Origin of the sequence: Niastella sp. (assembly GCF_045805085.1) — a bacterium.
GTDB lineage: Bacteria > Bacteroidota > Bacteroidia > Chitinophagales > Chitinophagaceae > Niastella.
This window is the reverse complement of record NZ_JBJMLX010000171.1, coordinates 25,603-46,945: the sequence shown is the minus strand read 5'-3', so window position 1 is coordinate 46,945 and position 21,343 is coordinate 25,603. Positions and strand designations below refer to the sequence as shown.

The following is a 21,343-nucleotide window of genomic DNA, read 5'->3' as shown; positions in this document are numbered from 1 at the left end:
GCAGGTTGCAGTATTGATGAACGAGGGTGAGTTTGGCGATGAGTACAAACCCGGCCGGCACGAACTGAAGACGCAGAATATGCCCATCACCACTACGCTCAAGTCATGGAAATATTTGTTCGATTCACCTTTTAAGGTGGATGTGTTTTTTGTAAGCACCAAACAATTCACGAATTTAAAATGGGGTACCTCCAATCCCATTATTATGCGCGACCCTGAGTTCAAACAGGTACGCCTCCGTTCTTTTGGCACATACACCATCCGGGTAGTTGATGCTAAAAAATTCATCAGTGAATTTGCCGGTACCAATCCATGGATAACGATCGATATTGTAAGTGAACAAATACGCAATACCATCATCAGCAAATTGTCTGAAGGCCTTGCCGAAGCCGGGGTTTCTGTGCTGGATCTGGCCGCGAATTTTACAGAAATAGGCACCCGGTTAAAACCAATCTTCCAGGCTGATTTCGACGCCTGGGGTATTGAGTTGGGTCAGTTCTATATCGAGAACGTGAGCCTGCCCGAAGAAGTGGAAAAAATGCTCGACAAAACCACTTCTCTCAATATGATGGGTGATAAACTGAACCAGTTCAACCAAATGCAGGCCGGCATTGCCATGGAAAAAATGGCCGACAACCCGGGCGCTGCCAACACAGCTGGATTAGGTGCTGGTATTGTGCTCACCAATATGATGCAACAGGCGCAACAACCGCAACCACATCAAAGCACAGGCGCCGCCGCTGCCGGCACTGACCAGCAAAAAATGCTCGATCTGTTGAAACAGTTGGGCGATCTGAAAACAGCAGGCGTTCTTACAGAAGAAGAATTCAATAAAAAGAAAGCTGAGATCTTAGGCAAGCTCTAAAGCCGGTTGAACAATCATGGAAAACGTACAAAAAGATTCCCTATTGCTATTCCCATGCCCGGGATGCAATGCTCAATTATATTTCAACCCTGAACATCAAAAACTGGAATGCAAGTATTGCGGCACCCAGGTAGCCATCGATCAATCAAGCAACCAGATCAGGGAAAAAAGCCTGCGGCAACAATTATCTGTTACCGGCGACCCTGATGCAGCCATTGAGCAACTGGTTCATAAATGTGAACGCTGCGGCTCCGAATCGGTGTTCATTTCAGAAACGCCTACGTTTACCTGTAGTTTTTGCAACTTCGAGGTGGTAAACCCGGTAGCTTATAAAACCCGGCTTATACAACCATCGGGTATCATTCCTTTCAGGGTTGATAAACAACAATCCATCACCATTTTTAAAACCTGGTTGGGAAAAGGCTGGTGGGCGCCCGGCGATTTAAAAGAGTTTGCACGCCAGGATGCATTGCATGGCATTTACCTGCCCTTCTGGACTTACGACGCCCAAACCTTTAGTGAATGGACCGGTGAAGGCGGCAGACACTACTACGTAACAGTAGAAGATACGGATGCAAATGGCAATAAAACCACCCGGCAGGAGCAAAGAACAGAATGGATCTACCGCTCAGGCTCCTTCAATACTACGTTTGATGATATTCTCATTGGCGGGGCCGATGAGTTAACACAAAAGGAATACGAAAGTATTTTTCCTTTTCAACTGGAGGAACTGGTGAATTTCGATGCCTGTTATTTATCCGGCTTCTCTGCTGATGTGTATGATGTTTCAGTAAGTGATGGCTATGCGCAAGCTGAAAAAATCATGGAACAGCAGATCTATGATGCCTGTGTTGATGAATGCCGCATAGATACCTATCGAAATGTTCAGGTGAGTACCTCTTACGAAAATCAAACCTATAAACACATTCTGTTGCCGTTATGGATTTGCTCGTATATGTATAAGAGCAAACAATATCATTTCCTGGTAAACGGACAAACAGGTAAGATCTATGGTTCAAAACCAGTATCTGCCGCCAAAGTAGCGATTACGGTTATTGTGGTGCTAATAATTATAATAGTTATTTACTTTTTGTCGCAACAGCAGTAACCTCAGGTTGTACGATCGATAATTTGCTGTTCATATACTACTCTTGCCATATCAGTAGGCAACTTTTTGTCGTAAAGGAGCAACTTTTCGTCGTAAATAAGCAACTTTATCCCATATGTTCAAAACATGCTGTACCAAATTGGCAACTTATACGACATTGTTAGTTAAAATACAAAATTTCCCATGGGAAATGCAACTTCGCACATGGGAAATTCGGCATAGTTAGTCTAAATACTGAATTTCTCATGCGAAATTTGGTATCGCAGGTGGGAAATTAGACTTCGCACCTGGGAAATCGAACATCGAACTTGGGAAATGCGGTATTGTTTATCCTAAATGCAGATCAGTTCTCTTGCAATGCCCTGTCGATAGAAAGCTTTCCGCTGCCGTTATAAAGTGTAGCCAAACAAAGCCCGATCACCAGCAAATGGTACTCAAACCCCTCCCCTTTTTGATTGCCAAACCAGTTCATAAAAAAGCCGTTGTCAAGATGCGAACTGAATATAATACCAAGCATCAGGATGATCGTTAAAACGGCCCATGCCCTGCTGGCAAAACCAACAATGAACGATAGTGACCCTACAAATTCAATAATAATGACCAGAAAGGCTATCAGCCACGATAAATGCACCGTGCCCGTAAGGAAATCCATTTCGCCCGAAAAACCAAATCCCCCAAACATACCCAGCATTTTTTGGGCGCCGTGTGGAAACAAGATCAATCCTGTTGTAAGCCGGATAATAACACCTGTCCAATCGTTGTTTGTCCTGAACATTAATTGCATCATATTTTAATCATTTGATGCAACAAAACAACAAAAGGGGCCAACGAAAAAAATTAAACTACTTTAATGATTACTTCAAAGCAAACTTTTTGCGAAGCATACTTAAGAATACGGGGGTAATACCCAAATAGGCAGCTATTTGCTTCTGTGGTATACGCAGTTCCAATTGCGGGTATTTATGTATGAATTCAAGATAACGCTGTTCTGCGGTGAACGACAGATTTTGATTTATACGGTTTTGCTGGGTTATAAAGGCATTTTGAAAAAGGACGCGGAAAAACCGTTCAAATTTGGGGACCTTCTCATACAACTCATCAAGATGGGGTTTACTGATCTGCAATAGCTCCGTTTCTTCCAAAGCATCGATAAAGTAACTGGCTGGTGACTGGCTCAGAAAGCTGTACAGGTCGCCCACCCACCAGTCTTCTATACCAAACATAACAATATGTTCAACGCCATTCTCGTCAATTGAATAGGTTCGCAAACAGCCCCGGATTATAAAGCTCTCCGTTTTGCATATATCGCCCTGCCGAAGCAGGAAACCCTTTCTCGGAATAGTTTTTTGTTTCAGCATTGAAATAAACAACTCAGCTTCATTTTTATCGAGCTGAATGTACCGGGAAACATGCTGGAGAATTAAGTCGATGTTCATGGATGTGGATCGAATATAAATAAAAAACGAACGCCCCCCACCAACCTCCCCCCAATGGGGGGAGGCAAGGAGGGGGCGGCCGTATTCATGGCTATATTGTATCCGTTAGTTGGCCGTGGCCGGACTAATTATTTCAGTCACTTCACTGATTGAGTTGGCCGGGAAACCGCCTTTCTTTGCATGCTCTTTAATGATCTCAACATTTTCAGCCCTGTAGACACAATACATTTTGTTGCCAGTAACATAACTATGTATCCATTCAATTTTTGGCCCCAGTTCTTTCAACACGTTGCAGGAAGTTTGCGAAGCGCCTTTTAATTGCTCCGGGGTAAATTGACCCAAACCCGGGATCTCCCGCTCGATAACATACATTTTCATGTTCGATTGATTTTTAGTTTTTGATTTGTCGGAAAGAGTCGCCCTCTGCGCCATACCGGCAATGCCAATCATTAACAGCATGGCAAACAGTAATGAGATCTTTTTCATGGTTGTTTGATTTTTGTTTTTTGTATAACCAAAGCTACGCTCAACAACCACGAAAGCTGTATAACAAATCGTTCAATGAATATCAATCCTGAATCAAAATAAAAGTGGTGTAAGAAGGGCTGTAACAATTCATTCAAAACATAGAACAAATCAATCAATGCAGCAGCTCAAGATAATCCATAGGCAACAGCCCATAGTTCTTTTTAAAACATTTGGTGAAGTAGGATGGGCTGGTAAACCCGGCATCGAAAGTTATTTGCGAAATACTGTATCGTTGTTGGTTCAACAATTCTTTCGCTTTTTCCAACCGGTATTCTTTTAAAAAGATATTGGGCGACATGCCTGTAAGCTCAACTGTTTTCCGGTATAGTTGTGACTGGCTCATGGCCATTGCCTGGCAAAATTCGCTGATGGTAAAGTCGGGGTTCTGCCAGTGTTCTTCCAGCTTGCTGAATAATAATTCAAGCAAAATTTCATCGGGGGGCGCCAGGCAAATGATATTATTTGCCGGTTTTTGAAAATGGTCTTTGGCAGCCAGTTCTTTAACAGCCGATGATATGGCTATACGGGTTGCGCAGGAAATGAAACACAAATGCCGGGCAAACTGTATGGTATCGCCAAACAGGCTGCTTCCGGTTGAAACAGGTTCCCCGGCATTGATGCCGATCTTCACCCCGGCTGTCTGCATAGCTGGTTGTGCAGCCGCCTCCTGTATTGATAAAGCGCAGGAAACTGCTTTGGACGCCGCTGTAAAGGAAGCAATAAAACCTGTTCCGGGGTGTTCTACTTCCCTACCATCGAATACAGCCAGGTTCTGCCTTATTACATTCGTACAGCCGTTCAATAATTCGTTTGCTTTTTCAGCACCCAGCTGGTGCCGCAATAATGCCGGGTCGGTGGTAGTAATAAAAAGAATGATCCGATAAGAAGGATCATTGAAGATCTTCAATCCATTTTCTGTGGCAGGTGCATTTACCGGGTCATGTAACCTGCCCAAAAAAGACTCAACCAGTTCGGGGTTTACTTCAATGACTTTATGTGGTACAAGCCCGTGTGAATGTTGGTGCAGGGCCGCTACAGATTCTTTATCCGGCGCTTCGATCAGGCAAAATACATTATTCCTTTCCTCATCTATCCAATAGGTCATGCATTTGCATTGATGCTCTTCCTGCAAAAGAATATCTTTTTGGTGTGCTTCGGCAACATCCTTTGCCTTAATGCCCGGAATAATATGAATATCCATGTAAAGCGCCATAAGGCTGCATGTAGCATGCTTAAATTCCTGTTACGGTCTAAATTAGAATTAAGATTCCTTATACCAACAAATATTTTCTCTCAAATGGACCAATACCACTAAAGTTGTATGCATATAGCTACACGCAAATTGTGGATATCAGGTCAGATAAATATGAAATAAAAGACCCCTAAAAGCGTTGGTGATATGCAAATGTATGATATATAAGTATTATACATTTTTGCAATAAACACCTTAAAGCCCAATATTCTATGATCCGCAGACTGCTGCTGACTTTAGGCACATGCCTACCGATCTTGCAAGCTATGGCACAAGACGGCCTTTGGACTTCCGTTTCTAAAAATACCATACAGCCTTATGTTAATGGCCGTTCAACAGCTGCACCGCTGCCCACTAATTATGAGCTGGTGAAGTTGAACCGCAACCAGTTGCAACTGTTGCAAAAACGGGCTCCCCTGGTAAAGCTGGGCGAACGTTCATCAGTATCGCCGGTGCGCCTTAACCTTCCTTTGCCTGCTAAGGGGCAAACTTTGGCCAGTGCTTTTACCGAGTCGCCCATTTTATCAAATGAACTCAGCAAACAACTGACCGGTTTCAAAACCTACGAATTAAAAGACCCGGGCACCAATGCCCTGCAGGGCCGGTTAACCATTACTTCGCAAGGTGTTACCGGTTTAATATTTACCGACAAAGGCAGCGCTTACATTTACCCGGTAAGCCCTGATTACCCCGATGTGCATATGGTGTATTATGTTAAGGACTTACCTGTTACGCAGCCTATACTGTGTTCAGCCAAAGAAGTGGTAGAAGGTAAGAATGGCGCCGGCGCCCGCGTAGCAACCGTGCTGGCAAGTGATTGCCAGCTGCGTAATTACCGGCTGGCGGTTGCTGCAACCGGCGAATACACCGCCTGGGCCGGTGGATCGCAAACCCAGGCCCTGATATATATAGGTACGCTGATAAACGACGTAACGGCCATCTACGAACGCGATGCGGGCATTACATTTACCCTGGTAAGCAATAACAGCATCATTTTTACCAATGCAGCTACCGATCCTTATGACACCCATATAACAAACTTTCCCGATGGTACTACATTAAATAATAACACCAGCACGCTTAACGCTGCTTTGGGCAGCGGCAATTACGATGAGGGGATTGTATTAAGTAAGGACTGGAATGGTGGCCTGGCATACTTAAGTGCCGTTTGTAATAATGGGTTAAAGGGAGGTGGCGCAGCCGGACTTACATTCGGTACAGGCAGCAACCCTGCTGCAGGCCCTCAGGGCTCCATTTTTACCGGTACAGTGGCCCATGAAATGGCGCACCAGTTCAGCGCTCAACACACGATGGCTTCCGGACATGCCTCCTGCGGCAACGGCAATGTGAACCCTCCTACAGGTTATGAACCTGGAGGCGGTTCCACCATCATGGCTTATGCAGGCTCCTGCGGATCGCCCGATGCTTACCAGAATAATTCTGACCTGTATTTCCATGGCTATAGCATTTTGCAGATCGCTAACTATTCCGTTAATTCGGCCACCTGCAGACCGGCTACGCCAATGAGCAATGCAGCGCCTGCCGTATCGGTACCTGCAGGAACTTATACCATACCCGTTTCCACACCATTTATGCTTACGGCAACCGGCACAGATGCTAATAACCCTACACTTTATTATTGCTGGGAGCAGTTGGATGCTGGAACCGATCCCAGTGGCACCTCTGGCACACCGGTAGCCAGTTCTACCAACGGTCCGCTCTTCCGTTCCTTTCCGCCCACTACGGCCAATACCCGGGTATTTCCACGAATGGCAGACCTGGTGAGTGGGGCTGCCACGCCTTTTGAAGTACTGCCAAGCGTAACCCGCCCGCTGAACTTTATGGTAATGGTTCGGGATGAAGCAACCGGTGGCGGTTGTACCGCCCAAACTTCTGTAACAGTGAACACCGATGCTTCAGCAGGACCTTTTACAGTTACCTCACAAAGCAGCGCTACCAGCTGGGCAGCCAATGGCAGCAATACAGCAACTGTTACCTGGAACGTGGCCGGCAGTAATGCAGCGCCAGTTAACTGTTCAAATGTAGATATCATACTTTCCAAAGATGGCGGTGTTACTTATATCGATACCCTGGTAAAAAATACAGCCAACGATGGGACGGAAACCTTTACCATTCCTAATTTACCTACATCGATAGGCCGCATAATGGTAAAAGCCCGTGGTAATATCTTTTTTAATATCAACTCAGCTTTTATTACTATCACCAGCAGTTGCTCGGCCAATGGTACAAGCTTTACACCAGGTACGGCTGTAACGGGCGCCGCGGGCAATTCAACGCTCGATCTGAGCCTGTCGCCTGTTTATGGTTCAGCTGTTACCATTAGCGGCTCACTGGATAACACAGATCCTTCCACCGATCTGACCTTTTTGAACACATCTACCAATACGTGTGTTGATGCCTCGAACTTATTTCAGTACGATACTTACCGTTTTACACCAAGCGTTACCGGTTCTTATACTTTTTTCCGCTCCGCAGGCAATGGCAATTTAGTCTTTAACCTGTATTCAGACGCTTTTGTACCTGGTGCCCCCTGTACAAATTTTATAAATTCAAGTGGCCGTTGGCCCGGCTCTGGTGGTGTTTCAAATGGAAACCCCTATGCAGTTACATTAACCGCCGGGCTGTATTATACAGTGGCGGTTGGTACTTTTGCAAGCGGTACCCCTGGCCTGCCATCTCCTTATACTATTGGTGTTACACCTCCTGCAGGTGGGGGATTGTTCACCAACACACCCAGCCCCGGCGCCGGCTTCAACTATACCTATGTGATCGTTGACAATGCCACGGGGCTTATCAAAGCATTCGATGCCAGTTCTAATTTGAGCAATGCCTCCAACTACCCGGTAGGTACCAGCTATACTTTATATGGGCTCTCGTATTCCAATGCCGTTTCTGTGGCAACACTCAACACTTATGTAGGCACCTCCTTCTCATCATTCAAAAATGTATTATTGTTTAATCCATCTGCCTTGTGTGGTAGCGCAAGCGCCAACAATATGCTGGTAACCGTTACCGCAGTTTTGTCAAAGACCGCACAAATGCTGCCATTGACGGCTACTAAAGTTGGCAATACGGTTAACCTGAAATGGGCGGCTACTTCATCAGAGAAAACCAGCTACTTTGAGATCTGGCGCTCTGCTGATGGCACTACGTTTAATGAACTGATCGGTACTGTGCCTGCTCAAAACAGCACCAGTTCACGCATTGATTATGAGCTGAACGATAACTCCCCACTGGCAGCCTGGAACTATTACCGGGTAAAACAATTTGATGTGGATGACAATGAAACGCTGGGTAATATTGCCCGCGTTAACATGCAGGAAAAAGCAACGCCGTCAACCCTGACAGTGTACCCCAATCCTGTAACAACATCATCACTTATCCTGGCATACAATGCTACCAGTGTAGAAACAGTAGGCGTTCGGGTTCTAAATGGCAAGGGCAGCCTTGTTTACCAGTCTGTGTTTACAGCGCAAAACGGCGCCAACCAGTATAAAATACCTGCAGGCGCCCTGCCCAAAGGCGTTTATATAGTGCAGTTGGTTAGTAATTCAGGAAGTTACATATCACGCTTTGTAAAAGAATAATAACAACGCAATAAAATATAGAAAGCCCTCCCGACGCATCGGGGGGGCTTTCTGTTTTAAATTATTTATATTTACTTTATAGTTAACAAACCCCTATACGTGAACATACCTTTATTTGAACGATTACACCAGGAGGGCCTGATTGCAGATCCATCTCTTCAAAAAGTAAAACAAAGAGCAGGTTCCAGACTTTTTTCAGTACACTGGGAACTGAAAACGATCCTGTACCTTGGCATCCTCCTGCTTACCGGCGGATTAGGGATCCTGATCTATAAAAACATCGACACCATCGGCCACCAGGTTATACTGGCAGTAATAGGATTGATCTGCATAAGCAGTTTCGTTTATTGTGAACGTAAAAAGCTTCCCTTTGCTACTACGAGGGTACCGGCGCCCAATTCCTTTTTTGATTATATTCTTTTATTGGGCTGTTTAACCCTGATCACTTTTATCACCTATCTGCAGGTGCAATACACCGTTTTTGGCACTGCGTACGGGCTGGCTACCTTTATCCCGATGGTCATATTGTTCTTTTGCGCTTATTACTTCGATCATTTAGGTATACTAAGCATGGCCATCACCAACCTCGCTGCCTGGATGGGCATCGCTATCACTCCATTGAATATATTAAAGGCAAACGATTTTGCCAATGCGGAGATCATATTTGCCGGGTTACTATTAGGCGTAGCGCTTACAGCAATAGCCTGGGCCAGTGAACGGCGGAATATAAAAGCGCATTTTGAATTTACATATGTCAACTTCGGAATAAACATCCTGTTCATCGCCTGCCTGGCGGGCATGTTCCACTTCGATAGCTTTTATCCGCTTTGGCTCTTGCCACTGGCAGGGGCCGTATTTTATTTCTATAAAAAAGCGCTTTCCACCCGTCTCTTTTATTTTGTTCTGTTGATTACCCTTTACGGGTACATTGGCCTCAGTTATGTGCTCATAAGGTTCCTGCTATGGGCCACGCATGAATTAGACGGTATATTCCTTATATTAATGTATTTTATTGGTTCGGCCACCGGAATAATTGTATTCCTTTCCCGGATGAACAAAAAAATGAAGTAGTATGATCGCATATAACCGTACATCGCTCGATAATTTATTGATCAAGGAAGAAGCCGCCGATGCTTTCCATCAACAGCTCATTTCAATAGAAGAGTACAATGCCATAGAAAAAGCATACCCGGTTGACCTGTACTCGCCCAATATATTTATCCGCATAGGGTTGTTTCTGTTAACGACAGTAATTGTGTCTATGGGTTATGCCTTCTTTTTGTTGCTGGAAATTGCCGGTTCAGAAAAAGGCATTGGCATTATGACCTTTGTGTATTCATTATTACTGTATGGGGCGTTGGAATTTATGATCCGCAATAAAAAAAGTTACCGGTCGGGTATAGATGATGCTTTATTATGGTTGTGCATAGGAGGTATAGTTGGCGCCGCCAACTTAATCTTCTCTTCGGTATCTGTTGCAGGCCATGCGGTACTGATCTTTATCCCTGCTTTTTATTTCCTGTTGCGGTTCGGGAATGCGATCATGGGTGCGCTTGCTTTTATGGCGTTGCTTGTCATCGTATTTTATGGGGTAACGCCGCTGGGTAACATAGCCAAAACTATTATGCCTTTTTTGTTGATGGCCCTCTCCTTTATTGTTTACCGGCTGGTAAAAAATTACAGTAACAACTATCGGTTAAGATATTATCAGCATTGCTGTACCCTTATAAAGATATTAGCATTGCTCATACTGTATGCAGCCGGAAATTATTTTGTAGTAAGGGAGGTAAGCAATAGCCTGTTTGATCTGCAGTTGAAAGAAGGAGAATCTGTTCCATACGGCTGGGTTTTCTGGTTCCCGACCGTTCTTCTCCCCGCTATCTATATTTTCCGGGGTATTCAAAAAAAGGATGTTATTTTATTACGCGCCGGGTTAATATTGGTTGCGGCGATCATATTTACTTTCCGTTATTATTATCACCTTGCTCCATTGGAAATAGCCATGAGCATTGGCGGTACTATAATGATCGTTATAGCTTACTTCATTACCAAATACCTTACGCCACCCAAACATGGATTTACACATGCCGAACCGAATGATCCCGCATTAGCCGGATTGCTTCAGGTAGAATCGTTAATAGTGGCGCAAACCTTCCATCAAACACCCACCCATGGAACTGGTAAACATTTTGATTTTGGCGGTGGCAGTGGCGGCGGAGCGGGCGCTACAGATAGTTTCTAATATGAATTATTGATATGAAAAAAGGCCCCGATGGTCGTCGGGGCCTTTTTTATTGTGGAGTCCGCCGGCAGGTTGCCGAACGGATTATCTAGCCTAGAATTTTTGAAATAAGATCTGAATGCAAACTAATTTTCAGAAAAGCAGCCAATCCCAAAACGATGCCAGCTATGCTTACAATACTTGAGAAATAAAGCAGCCACTTTTTTTGTGTTAAAGCAGTAATTCCAAACATAGCAATTGATATGGTTAACAATGCATCAGTCATGTCAAATTGGTCATCAAAAAGGTTAATGTCATCATATTCCTTTTGAAAGCCCTCCGCCTGTGCTTTTATTTCAGCCTTTTCTTTTTCATATTTGTCTATTTGTTCTGAATACTTCTTGATCAATGTTTCGTTACCGGCGGGGTTTTGTACTTTAATCATCTCCAGCGTATTTTCTGCAATAGCTTGTTTGGTACTCTTTGCCTGAAAATATGACCATGCATCAATACTGTGTGCCTGGGCCTGCGACATTGCCTGAACCACATTTCCATCTTTCACATTGCACAGAGCCATAAAAGTTGCAGTTATTGCTACAAAAAGCGCCACTCTTGAATTGATCTTACTTTTATTCGCCTGCTCAACAGGCTCCTGAATTGTTTCTGATATATCGCTCATGTTGAATGTTTATTTGCCAGAGAATGCTTTTATTCATGCCTGGTGCGGCTTATACTAAAAATAAAAAACGGAAGTAAAACTTATCTTTCACTTCCGCTCTATTCTGTGGACTGCACTGGACTCGAACCAGTGACCCCTACTCTGTCAAAGTAATGCTCTAAACCAACTGAGCTAGCAGTCCGGGAAGGCCGAAGGTAAAACAGTCAACCGCCTTCCCCAAATTTATTACCTTTAGAAAGCACTTTACTCATTCAAGCCATTTTATGAACCAGGAAATAATCAACCTTTTCGACGAATATACCCATGTCCCACTTTCGCGCGATGAATTCATTCGCCGGCTTACCAAATTCACCGGCAGCCTGGCTGCAGCGATGACTGTATTGCCCATGCTGGAAGTAAATTATGCCCATGCGCAAACGGTGCCGCCGCAGGATGACCGCATTGCTACGGAACATATTACTTACCCAGGGGATGATTGTACCATGAAGGGCTATGTGGCCAAACCAAAAGAAAAAGGGAAGTATGGCGCGGTAGTAGTGATTCACGAAAACCGGGGACTGAACCCGCATATTGAAGATATTACCCGCCGCGTGGCATTGGCCGGTTACCTGGCCCTGGCTCCTGATGCGTTATCGCCTGTTGGCGGTACACCCACCAATGAAGATGAAGCACGCGACAAGATCGGTAAACTGGATGCACAAAAAAATCTCAACAACTATATTAAGGCTTTTGATTATCTGAAAACAAGGGAAGATTGCAATGGTAAAACCGGTTGTGTTGGTTTTTGCTGGGGCGGCGGTATGGCCAACCAGTTAGCCGTTCATGTGCCTGACCTGAAAGCAGCTGTTGCTTACTATGGCCGTCAGCCCGATGCGGCAGATGTGCCTAAAATAAAAGCTGCCGTGCAATTACATTATGGCGCTCTGGATGAACGCATCAATGCCGGTATACCCGCTTATGAAGAAGCGCTGAAAAAAGCAGGCACCCAATATGAACTGTACATCTACGAAGGCGCCAATCATGCTTTCAATAACGATACAGCCCCTACCCGTTATAATGCAGCTGCTGCTAAATTAGCGTGGGAGCGTACACTGAAGCTCTTTGGTGAAACACTTAGATAAATTAGATGACCCGTTAATATAGGTAAACGAAGTAAGAGGTAAGAAGTAAGAAAACACGAAATACGCGAACTTCTTACCTCCTACTTCTTACTTCGGCATATTAAATCTACAATTCCTTTCTCCTTTCCATTTCCTTCTTAATTAACCCCAACTCCCGTCCCGTTTGCCCCGATACCGATGAATTCTCCTGCGCCCGGCGCATGAGGTATGGGATCACATCTTTAATGGGACCAAAGGGCAAATACTTGCTTACACGGAAAGAACTTTTTGCCAGGTTGAAAGTAATATTATCGCTCATCCCATACAGTTGCGAAAAATGCACGTGTGGATGATTGTGCGGGATTCCTTTTTTATCGAGCAGCTCGGTCGTATATAAATTGCTGAATTCATTGTGCGAAGCAACGATCAGCGCAATATGTTCCAGGTAATCAACACAAAACTCAAGCGCTGCATTATAGTCGCGGTCGGTAGCCTTTTTATTGGGTTGAATGGGCGATGCATAGTTCATGGCGGCAGCCCGCTTGCGTTCTTTTTCCATATACGCGCCGCGTACCAGTTTAGCACCCAGGATAAAACCTTTTTGTTGCGCCGAAGCAAAACTGTCTTTCAGGAATTGCAGGCGGTCATGCCGGTATAATTGAATGGTATTGTAGATCACCGTTCTCTTCCGGTTGAATTTCTCCATCATCTGCATCGTGAGGGCGTCCACGGGGTCCTGTATCCAGCTTTCTTCCGCATCTATCAATACACCTATTCCTTTGGCAGCAGCCGCGTCACAAATGCGAATGATGCGTTGTTCAACGCGTAGCCATTCTGCTTTTTCGGCGGCGGTCAATACTTCGGTATGCACTTTTCCTTCGAACCCGCTTTTGGTGGCCGCGGCTGCATCCAGTTTCTCCAACAGGGCAAACCTTGCCAGCCCGGTTATCTTTACACTCATTAAGGGAATATTGGGCTGCGTGGCGGCATACTCGATCACCTTGATGAACTCGTTGGTGCCATGATCGAAATTCTCCTCCCCTTCCATCCCTTCTACCCCATAATCCAGGATCACCTGCACATTGAATTGTTTCATTTTGGCGGCCACACGGGCGGTTTCCTCAAGGGTTTCGCCTCCTACAAACTGCTCAAAAATGGTATTGCGGATCAGATTTTTGATGGGAAGTCCGGCCTTAATGGCCCAGGGAGTCAACCTGGTGCCCATTTTTACCAGTGCCTGGTACCCCATGCTCGAAAATAGGAAGTGGGCTTTTTTTAACTCCTTGTCTGATTTATAAGCGAATGCGTTTTCAGTATTATCAAAAGATACAGCTACGGCGGTTTTTGACATAGAACTAACGAATGTTAGGCGCGAAGATAATTCTTTAGCGATAAATTTCTGCTGTTTAGGCTCATAGTTGCCCATTTTTTAACACCCCCTAATAGTTACCGGTTACCGGTTGCCAGTTACCAGGTAATACGGAAATACAGCCATTACTTGGACTGTTCGAACTGGAGACGTTTGCCGTTTCACGTTTCACGTTTCACGACTGTCTATTGCCGGTTTTTGCCGATATTCCAGTACCTTAAACCTTGTATCTTGTGTCTCATATGACCATCCTCCACACCGATATCTACAAGTTCAGCATCCCCATGCACCCTTTTACCATTGCCACCGGCACCATGCACTATGCCCAGAATATTTTCATCAGGATGCATACAGATGCCGGCATATATGGCGTGGGCGAATGCTCGGCTTTCCCCATGATCGTGGGCGAAACCCAGGCTACCTGTTTTGAAATGGCGAAAGATTTTGCCGCCCTTTGGAAAAACAAGGATGCTGCGGCTATTGAAGAACGGTTACAGGAGTTACATAGTTTCACTGCCTTCAACGCCACCGTTAAAAGTGCGTTCGATATGGCGCTGTATGATCTGGCCGCAAAAGCAGCGGGAAAACCTTTGTATCAGTTTTTAGGCGCAACCGGCAAAAAGGAACTGGAAACCGATCTCACCATTGGTATCGATACCCCTGAACAAATGGCTGCCAAAGCCATTGATTTTGTAAAACGGGGCGTACGCATCATTAAAATAAAACTGGGGAAGAACGCCAAAGAAGATGTGGAGCGGGTACGCAAGATCCGGGCAGCGGTAGGCCCGGCCATTGGCTTGCGCATCGATGCCAACCAGGGCTGGAACTACGAGGAGGCGCTTTTTGCATTGACCAACATGGGGGCTTTTAACGTTCAGTTTTGCGAGCAACCCATGCGGTATTGGGACGATGATAAGTTACCGGCGCTGGTTAAACAATCTCCTATAAAACTCATGGCCGACGAAAGCATGTTTGACCACCATGATGCTAAACGCATTATTGCGGCCAATGCCTGCGACTATGTAAACATCAAGTTTGCGAAATCGGGTGGCATATGGGAAGCGCAAAAAATACATGCAGTATGCAAAGAACATAACATTCCCTGTATGATGGGTGGCATGCTGGAAAGCCGCGTGGCGCTGACGGCTTTTGCGCATTTTGCGCTGGCCCACGATAATGTCGTTTTTTACGATATGGATACCTGCATGCTGGGGCATAAAACCGATCCCGTTACCGGTGGCGTACAATACAAAGGCTTTTTGCTGGAAGTGCCCGAAATACCCGGCATTGGCGCTGATGCCGACGAAGCATTTTTACAAACCCTTGAAAAAGTGACTGTTTAGAAATTCCAGACTTTTCGGCCTATACTCGTTTTCTGAGTTTCTACCTATTATCTTTGCGCAAAAAACTACATGGACCAGTTTACTAAAACGGCCAAAGAGTCACAGGTCACGATGACTGAATTGGTGTTGCCAAACGATACCAATATGTTTGGCAATTTAATGGGTGGACGTTTAATGTACTGGATGGATATTGCAGCTGCCCTGGCAGCTATGAAGCATTGCGGCACACCGGTGGTAACAGCTTCCGTTGATAATATCAGCTTCGAGAATCCCATAAAACTGGGCAACGCGGTACATATTCAGGCCAGGGTTTCCCGGGCTTTTAATACGTCTATGGAGATCTTTATGAGTGTTTGGGGAGAAGATGCCCTGCATCAGTATAAATATAAAAGCAATGAGGCCTATTTTACTTTTGTTGCACTGGACCCCAATGGCAAACCTCGCAAGGTGCCTAACCTGGTCCCTGAATCAGAGGATGAAGTAAAGTTGTTCGATGGTGCTTTGCGCAGACGACAGGTTCGCCTGATACTGGGTGGAAAAATGAAACCCGATGACGCTACAGAGTTAAAAGCTTTATTCAAACTATAAATATGATCCCGCTTCTCAGGCGGGATTTGTTTTATCATTAGCTGCCTTTCGGTGGTGTGCGCCCTTCAACATAAACGATCTGCTTTGCTCAATGGCATCCATCACCTGCGCCAGTATCACCTCTGTTGGCGCTTCATAATCAATTGGCAGCGGTTCCTTAAAAGTTACGGTAAGTAATGTGCCTTTCTTTTTAAACTTCAATCCCTTTTTATTAAAAGCGCGCCAGAAACCGTTGATCACTACCGGAACAACAACAGGCTTACACAGTTTTATGATGTGCGCCGTGCCTTTTCTTCCCGGCGCAAAAGGCGTGGTGGTTCCCTGCGGAAAAGTGATCACCCAATTGCTTTCAAGCGCCCGGGTTATTTTACGGGTGTCTGAAGGATCAAGCCCTTTGCGCACTTCATTACCGGCCGAACGCCAGGTTCTTTTAACCGTTAATGCGCCGCCGAGGGTAAATAACCGGCTGATAAAACTGCCGCGCATGGTTTCTTCGGCAGCCACATAGTATACATTGGTGAAGGGGTTCAATAAATAATACGGTACGCCCAGTTTATTTTTTTTGCGCCATTTCACGGCACAAAATATATGCAGAAAGGTAATAACGTCGGCAAAGTAGGTTTGGTGATTGCTTACAAAAAGCACGTTCTTCCGGGGCAGTTTGGCAATATGCTCGGTGCCCCTGATCTGTAGTTTATTAAATATAACCAGGCCCGGCCAGGTTATAATGCCTACGATGGGGTATAATATTTTTCGAACCAGTTTAAAATGTCTTAACCTTTCACTAAACGAGCTCATTCATCAGTATTTTGAAAGTCAATTGACACCGAAATTAAGGAAATGTTAATAAACTGCTATCTCTCATTTACTGCGCTTACCTGTTTATGTAATTTATAAGTTTCCCCAATCATACAGGTATTAAATAATTACCATGAACAGATTTATCACCATTGTTGTTTTGTGCTTTCTTACTACAGGCATCTTTGCCCAGGCTCCTAACCCATTCCCCAAAACCATCAATGTAACCGGTAGTGCCGAACTGGAAATTATTCCTGATGAAATTTATGTAGTGGTCACCCTGAAAGAATATGAAAAGAAGGGAAGCGGCAAAATAGAGCTCGAGAAAGTAAAGAATGATTTTCTAAGCACCTGCCACAATGCCGGTATGCCCGATTCTGTTATCTCCATTGCATCGTATGAAGGTTCAAGTCCCAGAAGCTGGTGGAACAAAAAAGCAAAAGATGAATTGTATGCAACCATTGCTTACCAGCTAAAATTTACCAGCAGTAAAAAAATTGATGAATTGGTACGCCAGCTCGACGATAACGCCACTCAGAATTTTGAAGTGGTGCGCGTATCGCATAGTAAAATTCAGGAGTACCGCAAGCAGGTGAAGATCCAGGCAATAAAAGCCGCTAAAGCAAAAGCAGAATACCTTGCTGAAGCGGTTGGAGAACAATTAAGCGTAGCGGTGACCATTACCGAAAACCAGAATGATGCGCCTGTAGTGCCGCTTTATAACACGAACCAGTTGGCATGGGCCAACAAAGCCTCTGTTAATGGAGATTGGAACGAAAAAGGAGGAGGAGTCGATTTCAAAAAGATCAGTCTCAGAATGGAAATGAATGTAGTGTTTGCTTTAAAATAGTCAGCCATAAACCTTATCCTTCTTTCTTATCTTTGCGGGCATGAAATTTTCCGCAGCAATATTTGACATGGATGGCCTGCTTATCGATTCTGAACCCTTGTGGCAACAGGCAGGCGCTGAAACCTTACAGGAATTTGGTGTAACGCTAACCGACGAGCAATATAACCTTACCACCGGTTTGCGTACGCCCGAATGGATCGACTACTGGTTCACTCATTTCGCCATAAATAAAGAACGGGCAAAAGAAGCTGCCAAAACCATTGAACAGGCCGCGCTCGACAAAATAAAAGCGCATGGTGAGGCCATGGAAGGTGTGCCATACATCATGGAGTTTTTTAAAACCAATGGTTTCCTTATCGGACTGGCCTCCTCCTCACCCATGCGGTTGATTGAAGCGGTAATTGAAAAACTGAATATTCAGCCCTATTTGAACGCCGTTACTTCTGCCGAACATCTCCCCTATGGCAAACCACACCCCCAGGTATTTTTGAATTGCGCCGAATTACTGAAGGTTCCACCCACCACCTGTATTTGTTTTGAAGATTCATTCAATGGCATGATCGCCGCCAAAGCAGCCCGCATGAAATGTATGGTAATACCCGCCCCACACGTACATCACGAAGGCCGCTGGAATGCTGCGGATCGGAAACTTTCTTCGTTATTAAAATTTAATAGGACTATATTAGAGACGCTGTAATCGTGAATGGCATTAAAGGCAGAGGGCAGAAGGCAAAGGGCAAAGATGAAAACCATCCAGGCTAAGCCCAGAGCAATTGACAAAACTTTGAACTTAAAACTTTCAACATTGATCCCAAAAACTCAATAACCTACAAACCTAATAACCTCTACTTAGACCCCCAAAGCATAACATTAAACTAAAACCCTTTATCAACCATATCAACTCCATCAACCCTATCAACCTACTTCTTTATTTCTCCTAACTTTTTTCTACCTGGTTAACTGGTCAACTAATTAACTGATCAACTACACACAAAACTCAAACGGGACGCCCCGGTAGCGACCGGAACACCCCGCTGAATGTTACTACCCAAATGAACCTGTATGTATGAAGTTGAGTACAGGAAGACTGAACCGAATACATCGGTAACAGACATCATTGTACGTAAAGTATTACTGATCTTGATTAATGGTGGAAACAAACAGCGGCATTAAGCACTGCTATGAAGCGCGTAAATAACAGGAAAATACTAACGAATTATAAAGAAGGGATTGGCTTCTTCATATGGCACGAATTTACTGGGTGAACTACGCTTGCTGATTTATCCCTACGATGGGATCTGGTTGTATATGAATCGGATAAGTGGGAAGTTGCTCGCTAATTACTAGGTGGTCTGAACTAAGATTGTATCCGTTTTAGTTCCTGATATAAAGATATAACACTGATTTTTCTTATGCAAGCTTGTATACGTTTTTGTTATAAACTAATGATGCCAGTCAATCAGGCAGTAATGGGCCATGTAATGATAATGTGCTAGTTATACAGGCTATCTCGGTTTTGCATGAACGCTTCTTAAATACATAAAAAAAGAGTCCTCCCGGTTAAACCGGGAGGACTCCTTATATCATTCAGGAACTGCTTTCAGCAAATGCTGCGTTAAACGTTGTGCATTATGCGTTCAGCGTAACAAAGGTTACTCTTTTGTTTCAGGAGTACCGCCTTGTTGTTCTTCCTGCTTTAATTTTTCTTTGATCTCAGCCAGTGCACCCAGGTCGCCTAAAGTAGCTTTTTCTACTTTACCCTGAATGGCCTTCACTGATTTCTTGGTTTTGTCAGCTTCAGCACGGGCTTCTTTCTGAGCAGCTTGTTTTTCTTCCTGCTTGGATTGTTCCCAGATACGGGTATGCGAAACTACGATGCGTTTTTCATTGCGATCGAATTCGATAACCATGAACTGAGTTGTTTCGTCAGCGCCGATTGCTTTGCCATCTTCACGCATAAGGTGACGGTTAGGTGCAAATCCTTCCAAACCGTACGGTAATTGAACGATACCACCTTTGTCATCTCTGCGGATAACTGTTCCCTCATGTACAGAGCCAACTGCGAATGTGCCCTGTAATGCATTCCAGGGATCTTCTTCCAGTTGTTTGTGTCCGAGTTGCAGTTTGCGATTGTCTTTATCAATTCCGAGGATCACTACGTCGATGTTCTCACCAACTTTAGTGTACTCAGAAGGATGATTAAAGCGTTTCAGCCAGCTCAGATCGCTGATGTGGATCATACCACCGATACCAGGAGCCAGTTCAACGAACACACCATAAGGAGTGATGTTTTTCACCAAACCTGTATGACGGCTGCTTTCCGGGAATTTGGTTTCGATAGTGCTCCATGGATCTTCGCTCATTTGCTTGATAGACAAGCTCATTTTGCGATTATCTTTATCGAGCGTTACGATCTTAGCTTCGTACTCATCACCCAGTTTGAAGAATTCTTTCGCATTGATCGGTGTGTTAGCCCAGGTAATTTCACTTACGTGTACCAGACCTTCAACACCTGGCATGATCTCCAGGAATGCGCCGTAATCTTCAATATTCACCACTTTACCTTTCACTACAGAACCTTCGTGAATGTTTTCTGGCAGAATATCCCAAGGATGTGGAGTCAGTTGTTTCAGACCCAAGCTGATGCGTTTTTTCTCATCATCGAAGTCTAATACAACCACTTTCAGTTTCTGATCCAGTTTCAGCACTTCGCCCGGATGGCTGATGCGGCCCCAGCTGATATCAGTGATATACAACAGACCGTCTAAGCCGCCCAGATCCATGAAGGCGCCGAAATCGGTGATATTCTTGATAGTTCCTTCCAGAACCTGACCTCTTTCGAGTTTGCTCATGATCTCAGCACGTTGTGCTTCGATATCGCTTTCGATAAGAGCTTTATGAGATACTACAGCGTTCTTAATAGCTTCGTTGATCTTCACTACTTTGAACTCCATGGTCTTACCTACAAACTGATCGTAATCAGTTACAGGTTTAACGTCGATCTGTGAACCTGGTAAGAATGTTTCCATACCAAATACATCCACGATCAGGCCGCCTTTGGTTTTTGAAGTAACAGTACCAGTGATAACTTCACCGGTTTTGTGAACTTCAACGATTTTTTCCCAGGCGCGGGTAATGCGGGCTTGCTTACGGCTGAGGTTCAGGTGACCTTCCCGGTCTTCTTTCTCAACAACCATAACTTCCACTTCGTCACCGGTTTTCAGGTTTGGCAGATCACGGAATTCGTTTAAAGAAACCAGACCATCGCTCTTGAAACCAATGTTGATCACCACATCAGTTTTAGTAAGGGCCACAACAAGACCTTTTACTAATTCACCGTCGGTAACCGCTTTGAAAGTGCCTTCGTATACAGCATCGTACTTTAATTTCTCTTCTTTGCTGTACGTAGCCACGTTACGTTTGTCAATGCTCCAGTCGAAATCGTCGTGTGCACTGTTGTCCACAACTTCAGGAGCTGCAGGTGCTTTTGGTGTCGCTGTAGCTTCAGCATCCTGACCGGCTGCAGAAGACTCCTGTGCATCAGCGTTTAATTGTTTAACAAATTGAAACATGATAAAAAACCCGATGATTTTAATTC

General features: G+C 44.7%; 18 protein-coding genes and 1 tRNA gene. 10 read left to right on the top strand and 9 right to left on the bottom strand.

Translation table 11 applies throughout. The features are described from left to right. A partial coding sequence (locus ACJ751_RS08850; protein ID WP_407745122.1) for an SPFH domain-containing protein occupies positions 1 to 865 on the top strand: 865 nt, incomplete at its 5' end. A 16-nt stretch (positions 866 to 881) separates the two neighbouring features. Beyond that, entirely contained in the window at positions 882 to 1,973 is a 1,092-nt protein-coding gene (locus ACJ751_RS08845; RefSeq protein ID WP_407745121.1) for a hypothetical protein, read from the top strand. A gap of 343 nt (positions 1,974 to 2,316) precedes the next feature. Here ACJ751_RS08845 and ACJ751_RS08840 read toward each other — a convergent pair whose 3' ends face one another. The 4 genes from ACJ751_RS08840 to ACJ751_RS08825 form a co-directional block, all read right to left on the bottom strand. Then, on the bottom strand, positions 2,317 to 2,760 hold the full coding sequence (locus tag ACJ751_RS08840; RefSeq protein ID WP_407745120.1) for a DoxX family protein: 444 nt from the start codon (positions 2,758 to 2,760) through the stop codon (positions 2,317 to 2,319). Positions 2,761 to 2,827: 67 nt separating this feature from the next. Beyond that, positions 2,828 to 3,409 (bottom strand): Crp/Fnr family transcriptional regulator, encoded by a 582-nt coding sequence (locus ACJ751_RS08835; protein ID WP_407745119.1) that lies wholly within the window; start codon positions 3,407 to 3,409, stop codon positions 2,828 to 2,830. A 105-nt stretch (positions 3,410 to 3,514) separates the two neighbouring features. Continuing rightward, the gene (locus tag ACJ751_RS08830; RefSeq protein WP_407745118.1) at positions 3,515 to 3,895 is read right to left on the bottom strand and encodes a DUF4242 domain-containing protein; all 381 of its coding nucleotides are present in this window, start codon (positions 3,893 to 3,895) and stop codon (positions 3,515 to 3,517) included. A 154-nt stretch (positions 3,896 to 4,049) separates the two neighbouring features. Further along, a complete protein-coding gene (locus tag ACJ751_RS08825) occupies positions 4,050 to 5,150 on the bottom strand; it encodes a nickel-binding protein (RefSeq protein ID WP_407745117.1) in 1,101 nt (366 codons plus the stop codon). 305 nt (positions 5,151 to 5,455) lie between these two features. Here ACJ751_RS08825 and ACJ751_RS08820 point away from each other — a divergent pair, with 305 nt between their 5' ends. From ACJ751_RS08820 to ACJ751_RS08810, 3 genes are all read left to right on the top strand, one after another. Beyond that, positions 5,456 to 8,797: a reprolysin-like metallopeptidase gene (locus ACJ751_RS08820; protein ID WP_407745116.1), complete on the top strand. Its 3,342-nt coding sequence runs from the start codon at positions 5,456 to 5,458 to the stop codon at positions 8,795 to 8,797. A gap of 99 nt (positions 8,798 to 8,896) precedes the next feature. Beyond that, positions 8,897 to 9,868 (top strand): DUF2157 domain-containing protein, encoded by a 972-nt coding sequence (locus tag ACJ751_RS08815; protein ID WP_407745115.1) that lies wholly within the window; start codon positions 8,897 to 8,899, stop codon positions 9,866 to 9,868. 1 nt (position 9,869) lies between these two features. Continuing rightward, positions 9,870 to 11,039 carry a hypothetical protein gene (locus tag ACJ751_RS08810; protein ID WP_407745114.1) on the top strand — a complete coding sequence of 390 codons (1,170 nt, stop codon included), beginning with the start codon at positions 9,870 to 9,872 and terminating at the stop codon, positions 11,037 to 11,039. Positions 11,040 to 11,127: 88 nt separating this feature from the next. On the opposite strand, the gene ACJ751_RS08805 is transcribed toward ACJ751_RS08810, so the two are convergent. Both ACJ751_RS08805 and ACJ751_RS08800 read right to left on the bottom strand, forming a co-directional pair. Continuing rightward, entirely contained in the window at positions 11,128 to 11,697 is a 570-nt protein-coding gene (locus ACJ751_RS08805) for a DUF4337 domain-containing protein (protein WP_407745113.1), read from the bottom strand. Between the two features lie 106 nt (positions 11,698 to 11,803). Beyond that, positions 11,804 to 11,878, bottom strand: a tRNA-Val gene (locus ACJ751_RS08800). 82 nt (positions 11,879 to 11,960) lie between these two features. Here ACJ751_RS08800 and ACJ751_RS08795 point away from each other — a divergent pair. Beyond that, positions 11,961 to 12,818: a dienelactone hydrolase family protein gene (locus ACJ751_RS08795; RefSeq protein ID WP_407745112.1), complete on the top strand. Its 858-nt coding sequence runs from the start codon at positions 11,961 to 11,963 to the stop codon at positions 12,816 to 12,818. A 106-nt stretch (positions 12,819 to 12,924) separates the two neighbouring features. Here the strand turns inward: ACJ751_RS08795 and ACJ751_RS08790 are convergent, their stop codons facing one another. After that, entirely contained in the window at positions 12,925 to 14,148 is a 1,224-nt protein-coding gene (locus tag ACJ751_RS08790; RefSeq protein ID WP_407745111.1) for a proline dehydrogenase family protein, read from the bottom strand. Positions 14,149 to 14,408: 260 nt separating this feature from the next. On the opposite strand from ACJ751_RS08790, the gene ACJ751_RS08785 reads away from it, so the two are divergent. Beyond that, a complete protein-coding gene (locus tag ACJ751_RS08785) occupies positions 14,409 to 15,509 on the top strand; it encodes a mandelate racemase/muconate lactonizing enzyme family protein (protein ID WP_407745110.1) in 1,101 nt (366 codons plus the stop codon). 69 nt (positions 15,510 to 15,578) lie between these two features. Then, positions 15,579 to 16,097: an acyl-CoA thioesterase gene (locus tag ACJ751_RS08780; RefSeq protein WP_407745109.1), complete on the top strand. Its 519-nt coding sequence runs from the start codon at positions 15,579 to 15,581 to the stop codon at positions 16,095 to 16,097. A 15-nt stretch (positions 16,098 to 16,112) separates the two neighbouring features. Here the strand turns inward: ACJ751_RS08780 and ACJ751_RS08775 are convergent, their stop codons facing one another. Continuing rightward, a complete protein-coding gene (locus tag ACJ751_RS08775) occupies positions 16,113 to 16,895 on the bottom strand; it encodes a lysophospholipid acyltransferase family protein (protein WP_407745108.1) in 783 nt (260 codons plus the stop codon). A 133-nt stretch (positions 16,896 to 17,028) separates the two neighbouring features. Between ACJ751_RS08775 and ACJ751_RS08770 the strand changes: the two genes are divergently transcribed. Together ACJ751_RS08770 and hxpB are read left to right on the top strand one after the other, a co-directional pair. Continuing rightward, a complete protein-coding gene (locus tag ACJ751_RS08770) occupies positions 17,029 to 17,745 on the top strand; it encodes an SIMPL domain-containing protein (protein WP_407745107.1) in 717 nt (238 codons plus the stop codon). A gap of 40 nt (positions 17,746 to 17,785) precedes the next feature. Beyond that, entirely contained in the window at positions 17,786 to 18,442 is a 657-nt protein-coding gene (gene hxpB / locus ACJ751_RS08765) for a hexitol phosphatase HxpB (RefSeq protein WP_407745106.1), read from the top strand. 955 nt (positions 18,443 to 19,397) lie between these two features. On the opposite strand, the gene rpsA is transcribed toward hxpB, so the two are convergent. Next, the gene (gene rpsA / locus ACJ751_RS08760; RefSeq protein WP_407745105.1) at positions 19,398 to 21,317 is read right to left on the bottom strand and encodes a 30S ribosomal protein S1; all 1,920 of its coding nucleotides are present in this window, start codon (positions 21,315 to 21,317) and stop codon (positions 19,398 to 19,400) included. Positions 21,318 to 21,343: the final 26 nt, after the last annotated feature.

Excerpts from the sequence above, each read along its gene's own strand:
- ACJ751_RS08820 (WP_407745116.1), top strand. The coding sequence starts at position 5,456 with ATGGCACAAGACGGCCTTTGGACTTCCGTTTCTAAAAATACCATACAG.
- ACJ751_RS08830 (WP_407745118.1), bottom strand. The coding sequence starts at position 3,895 with ATGAAAAAGATCTCATTACTGTTTGCCATGCTGTTAATGATTGGCATT.
- rpsA (WP_407745105.1), bottom strand. The coding sequence starts at position 21,317 with ATGTTTCAATTTGTTAAACAATTAAACGCTGATGCACAGGAGTCTTCT.
- hxpB (WP_407745106.1), top strand. The coding sequence starts at position 17,786 with ATGAAATTTTCCGCAGCAATATTTGACATGGATGGCCTGCTTATCGAT.
- ACJ751_RS08780 (WP_407745109.1), top strand. The coding sequence starts at position 15,579 with ATGGACCAGTTTACTAAAACGGCCAAAGAGTCACAGGTCACGATGACT.
- ACJ751_RS08825 (WP_407745117.1), bottom strand. The coding sequence starts at position 5,150 with ATGGCGCTTTACATGGATATTCATATTATTCCGGGCATTAAGGCAAAG.
- ACJ751_RS08775 (WP_407745108.1), bottom strand. The coding sequence starts at position 16,895 with ATGAGCTCGTTTAGTGAAAGGTTAAGACATTTTAAACTGGTTCGAAAA.
- ACJ751_RS08785 (WP_407745110.1), top strand. The coding sequence starts at position 14,409 with ATGACCATCCTCCACACCGATATCTACAAGTTCAGCATCCCCATGCAC.
- ACJ751_RS08810 (WP_407745114.1), top strand. The coding sequence starts at position 9,870 with ATGATCGCATATAACCGTACATCGCTCGATAATTTATTGATCAAGGAA.
- ACJ751_RS08770 (WP_407745107.1), top strand. The coding sequence starts at position 17,029 with ATGAACAGATTTATCACCATTGTTGTTTTGTGCTTTCTTACTACAGGC.
- ACJ751_RS08805 (WP_407745113.1), bottom strand. The coding sequence starts at position 11,697 with ATGAGCGATATATCAGAAACAATTCAGGAGCCTGTTGAGCAGGCGAAT.
- ACJ751_RS08790 (WP_407745111.1), bottom strand. The coding sequence starts at position 14,148 with ATGTCAAAAACCGCCGTAGCTGTATCTTTTGATAATACTGAAAACGCA.
- ACJ751_RS08845 (WP_407745121.1), top strand. The coding sequence starts at position 882 with ATGGAAAACGTACAAAAAGATTCCCTATTGCTATTCCCATGCCCGGGA.
- ACJ751_RS08795 (WP_407745112.1), top strand. The coding sequence starts at position 11,961 with ATGAACCAGGAAATAATCAACCTTTTCGACGAATATACCCATGTCCCA.
- ACJ751_RS08835 (WP_407745119.1), bottom strand. The coding sequence starts at position 3,409 with ATGAACATCGACTTAATTCTCCAGCATGTTTCCCGGTACATTCAGCTC.
- ACJ751_RS08840 (WP_407745120.1), bottom strand. The coding sequence starts at position 2,760 with ATGATGCAATTAATGTTCAGGACAAACAACGATTGGACAGGTGTTATT.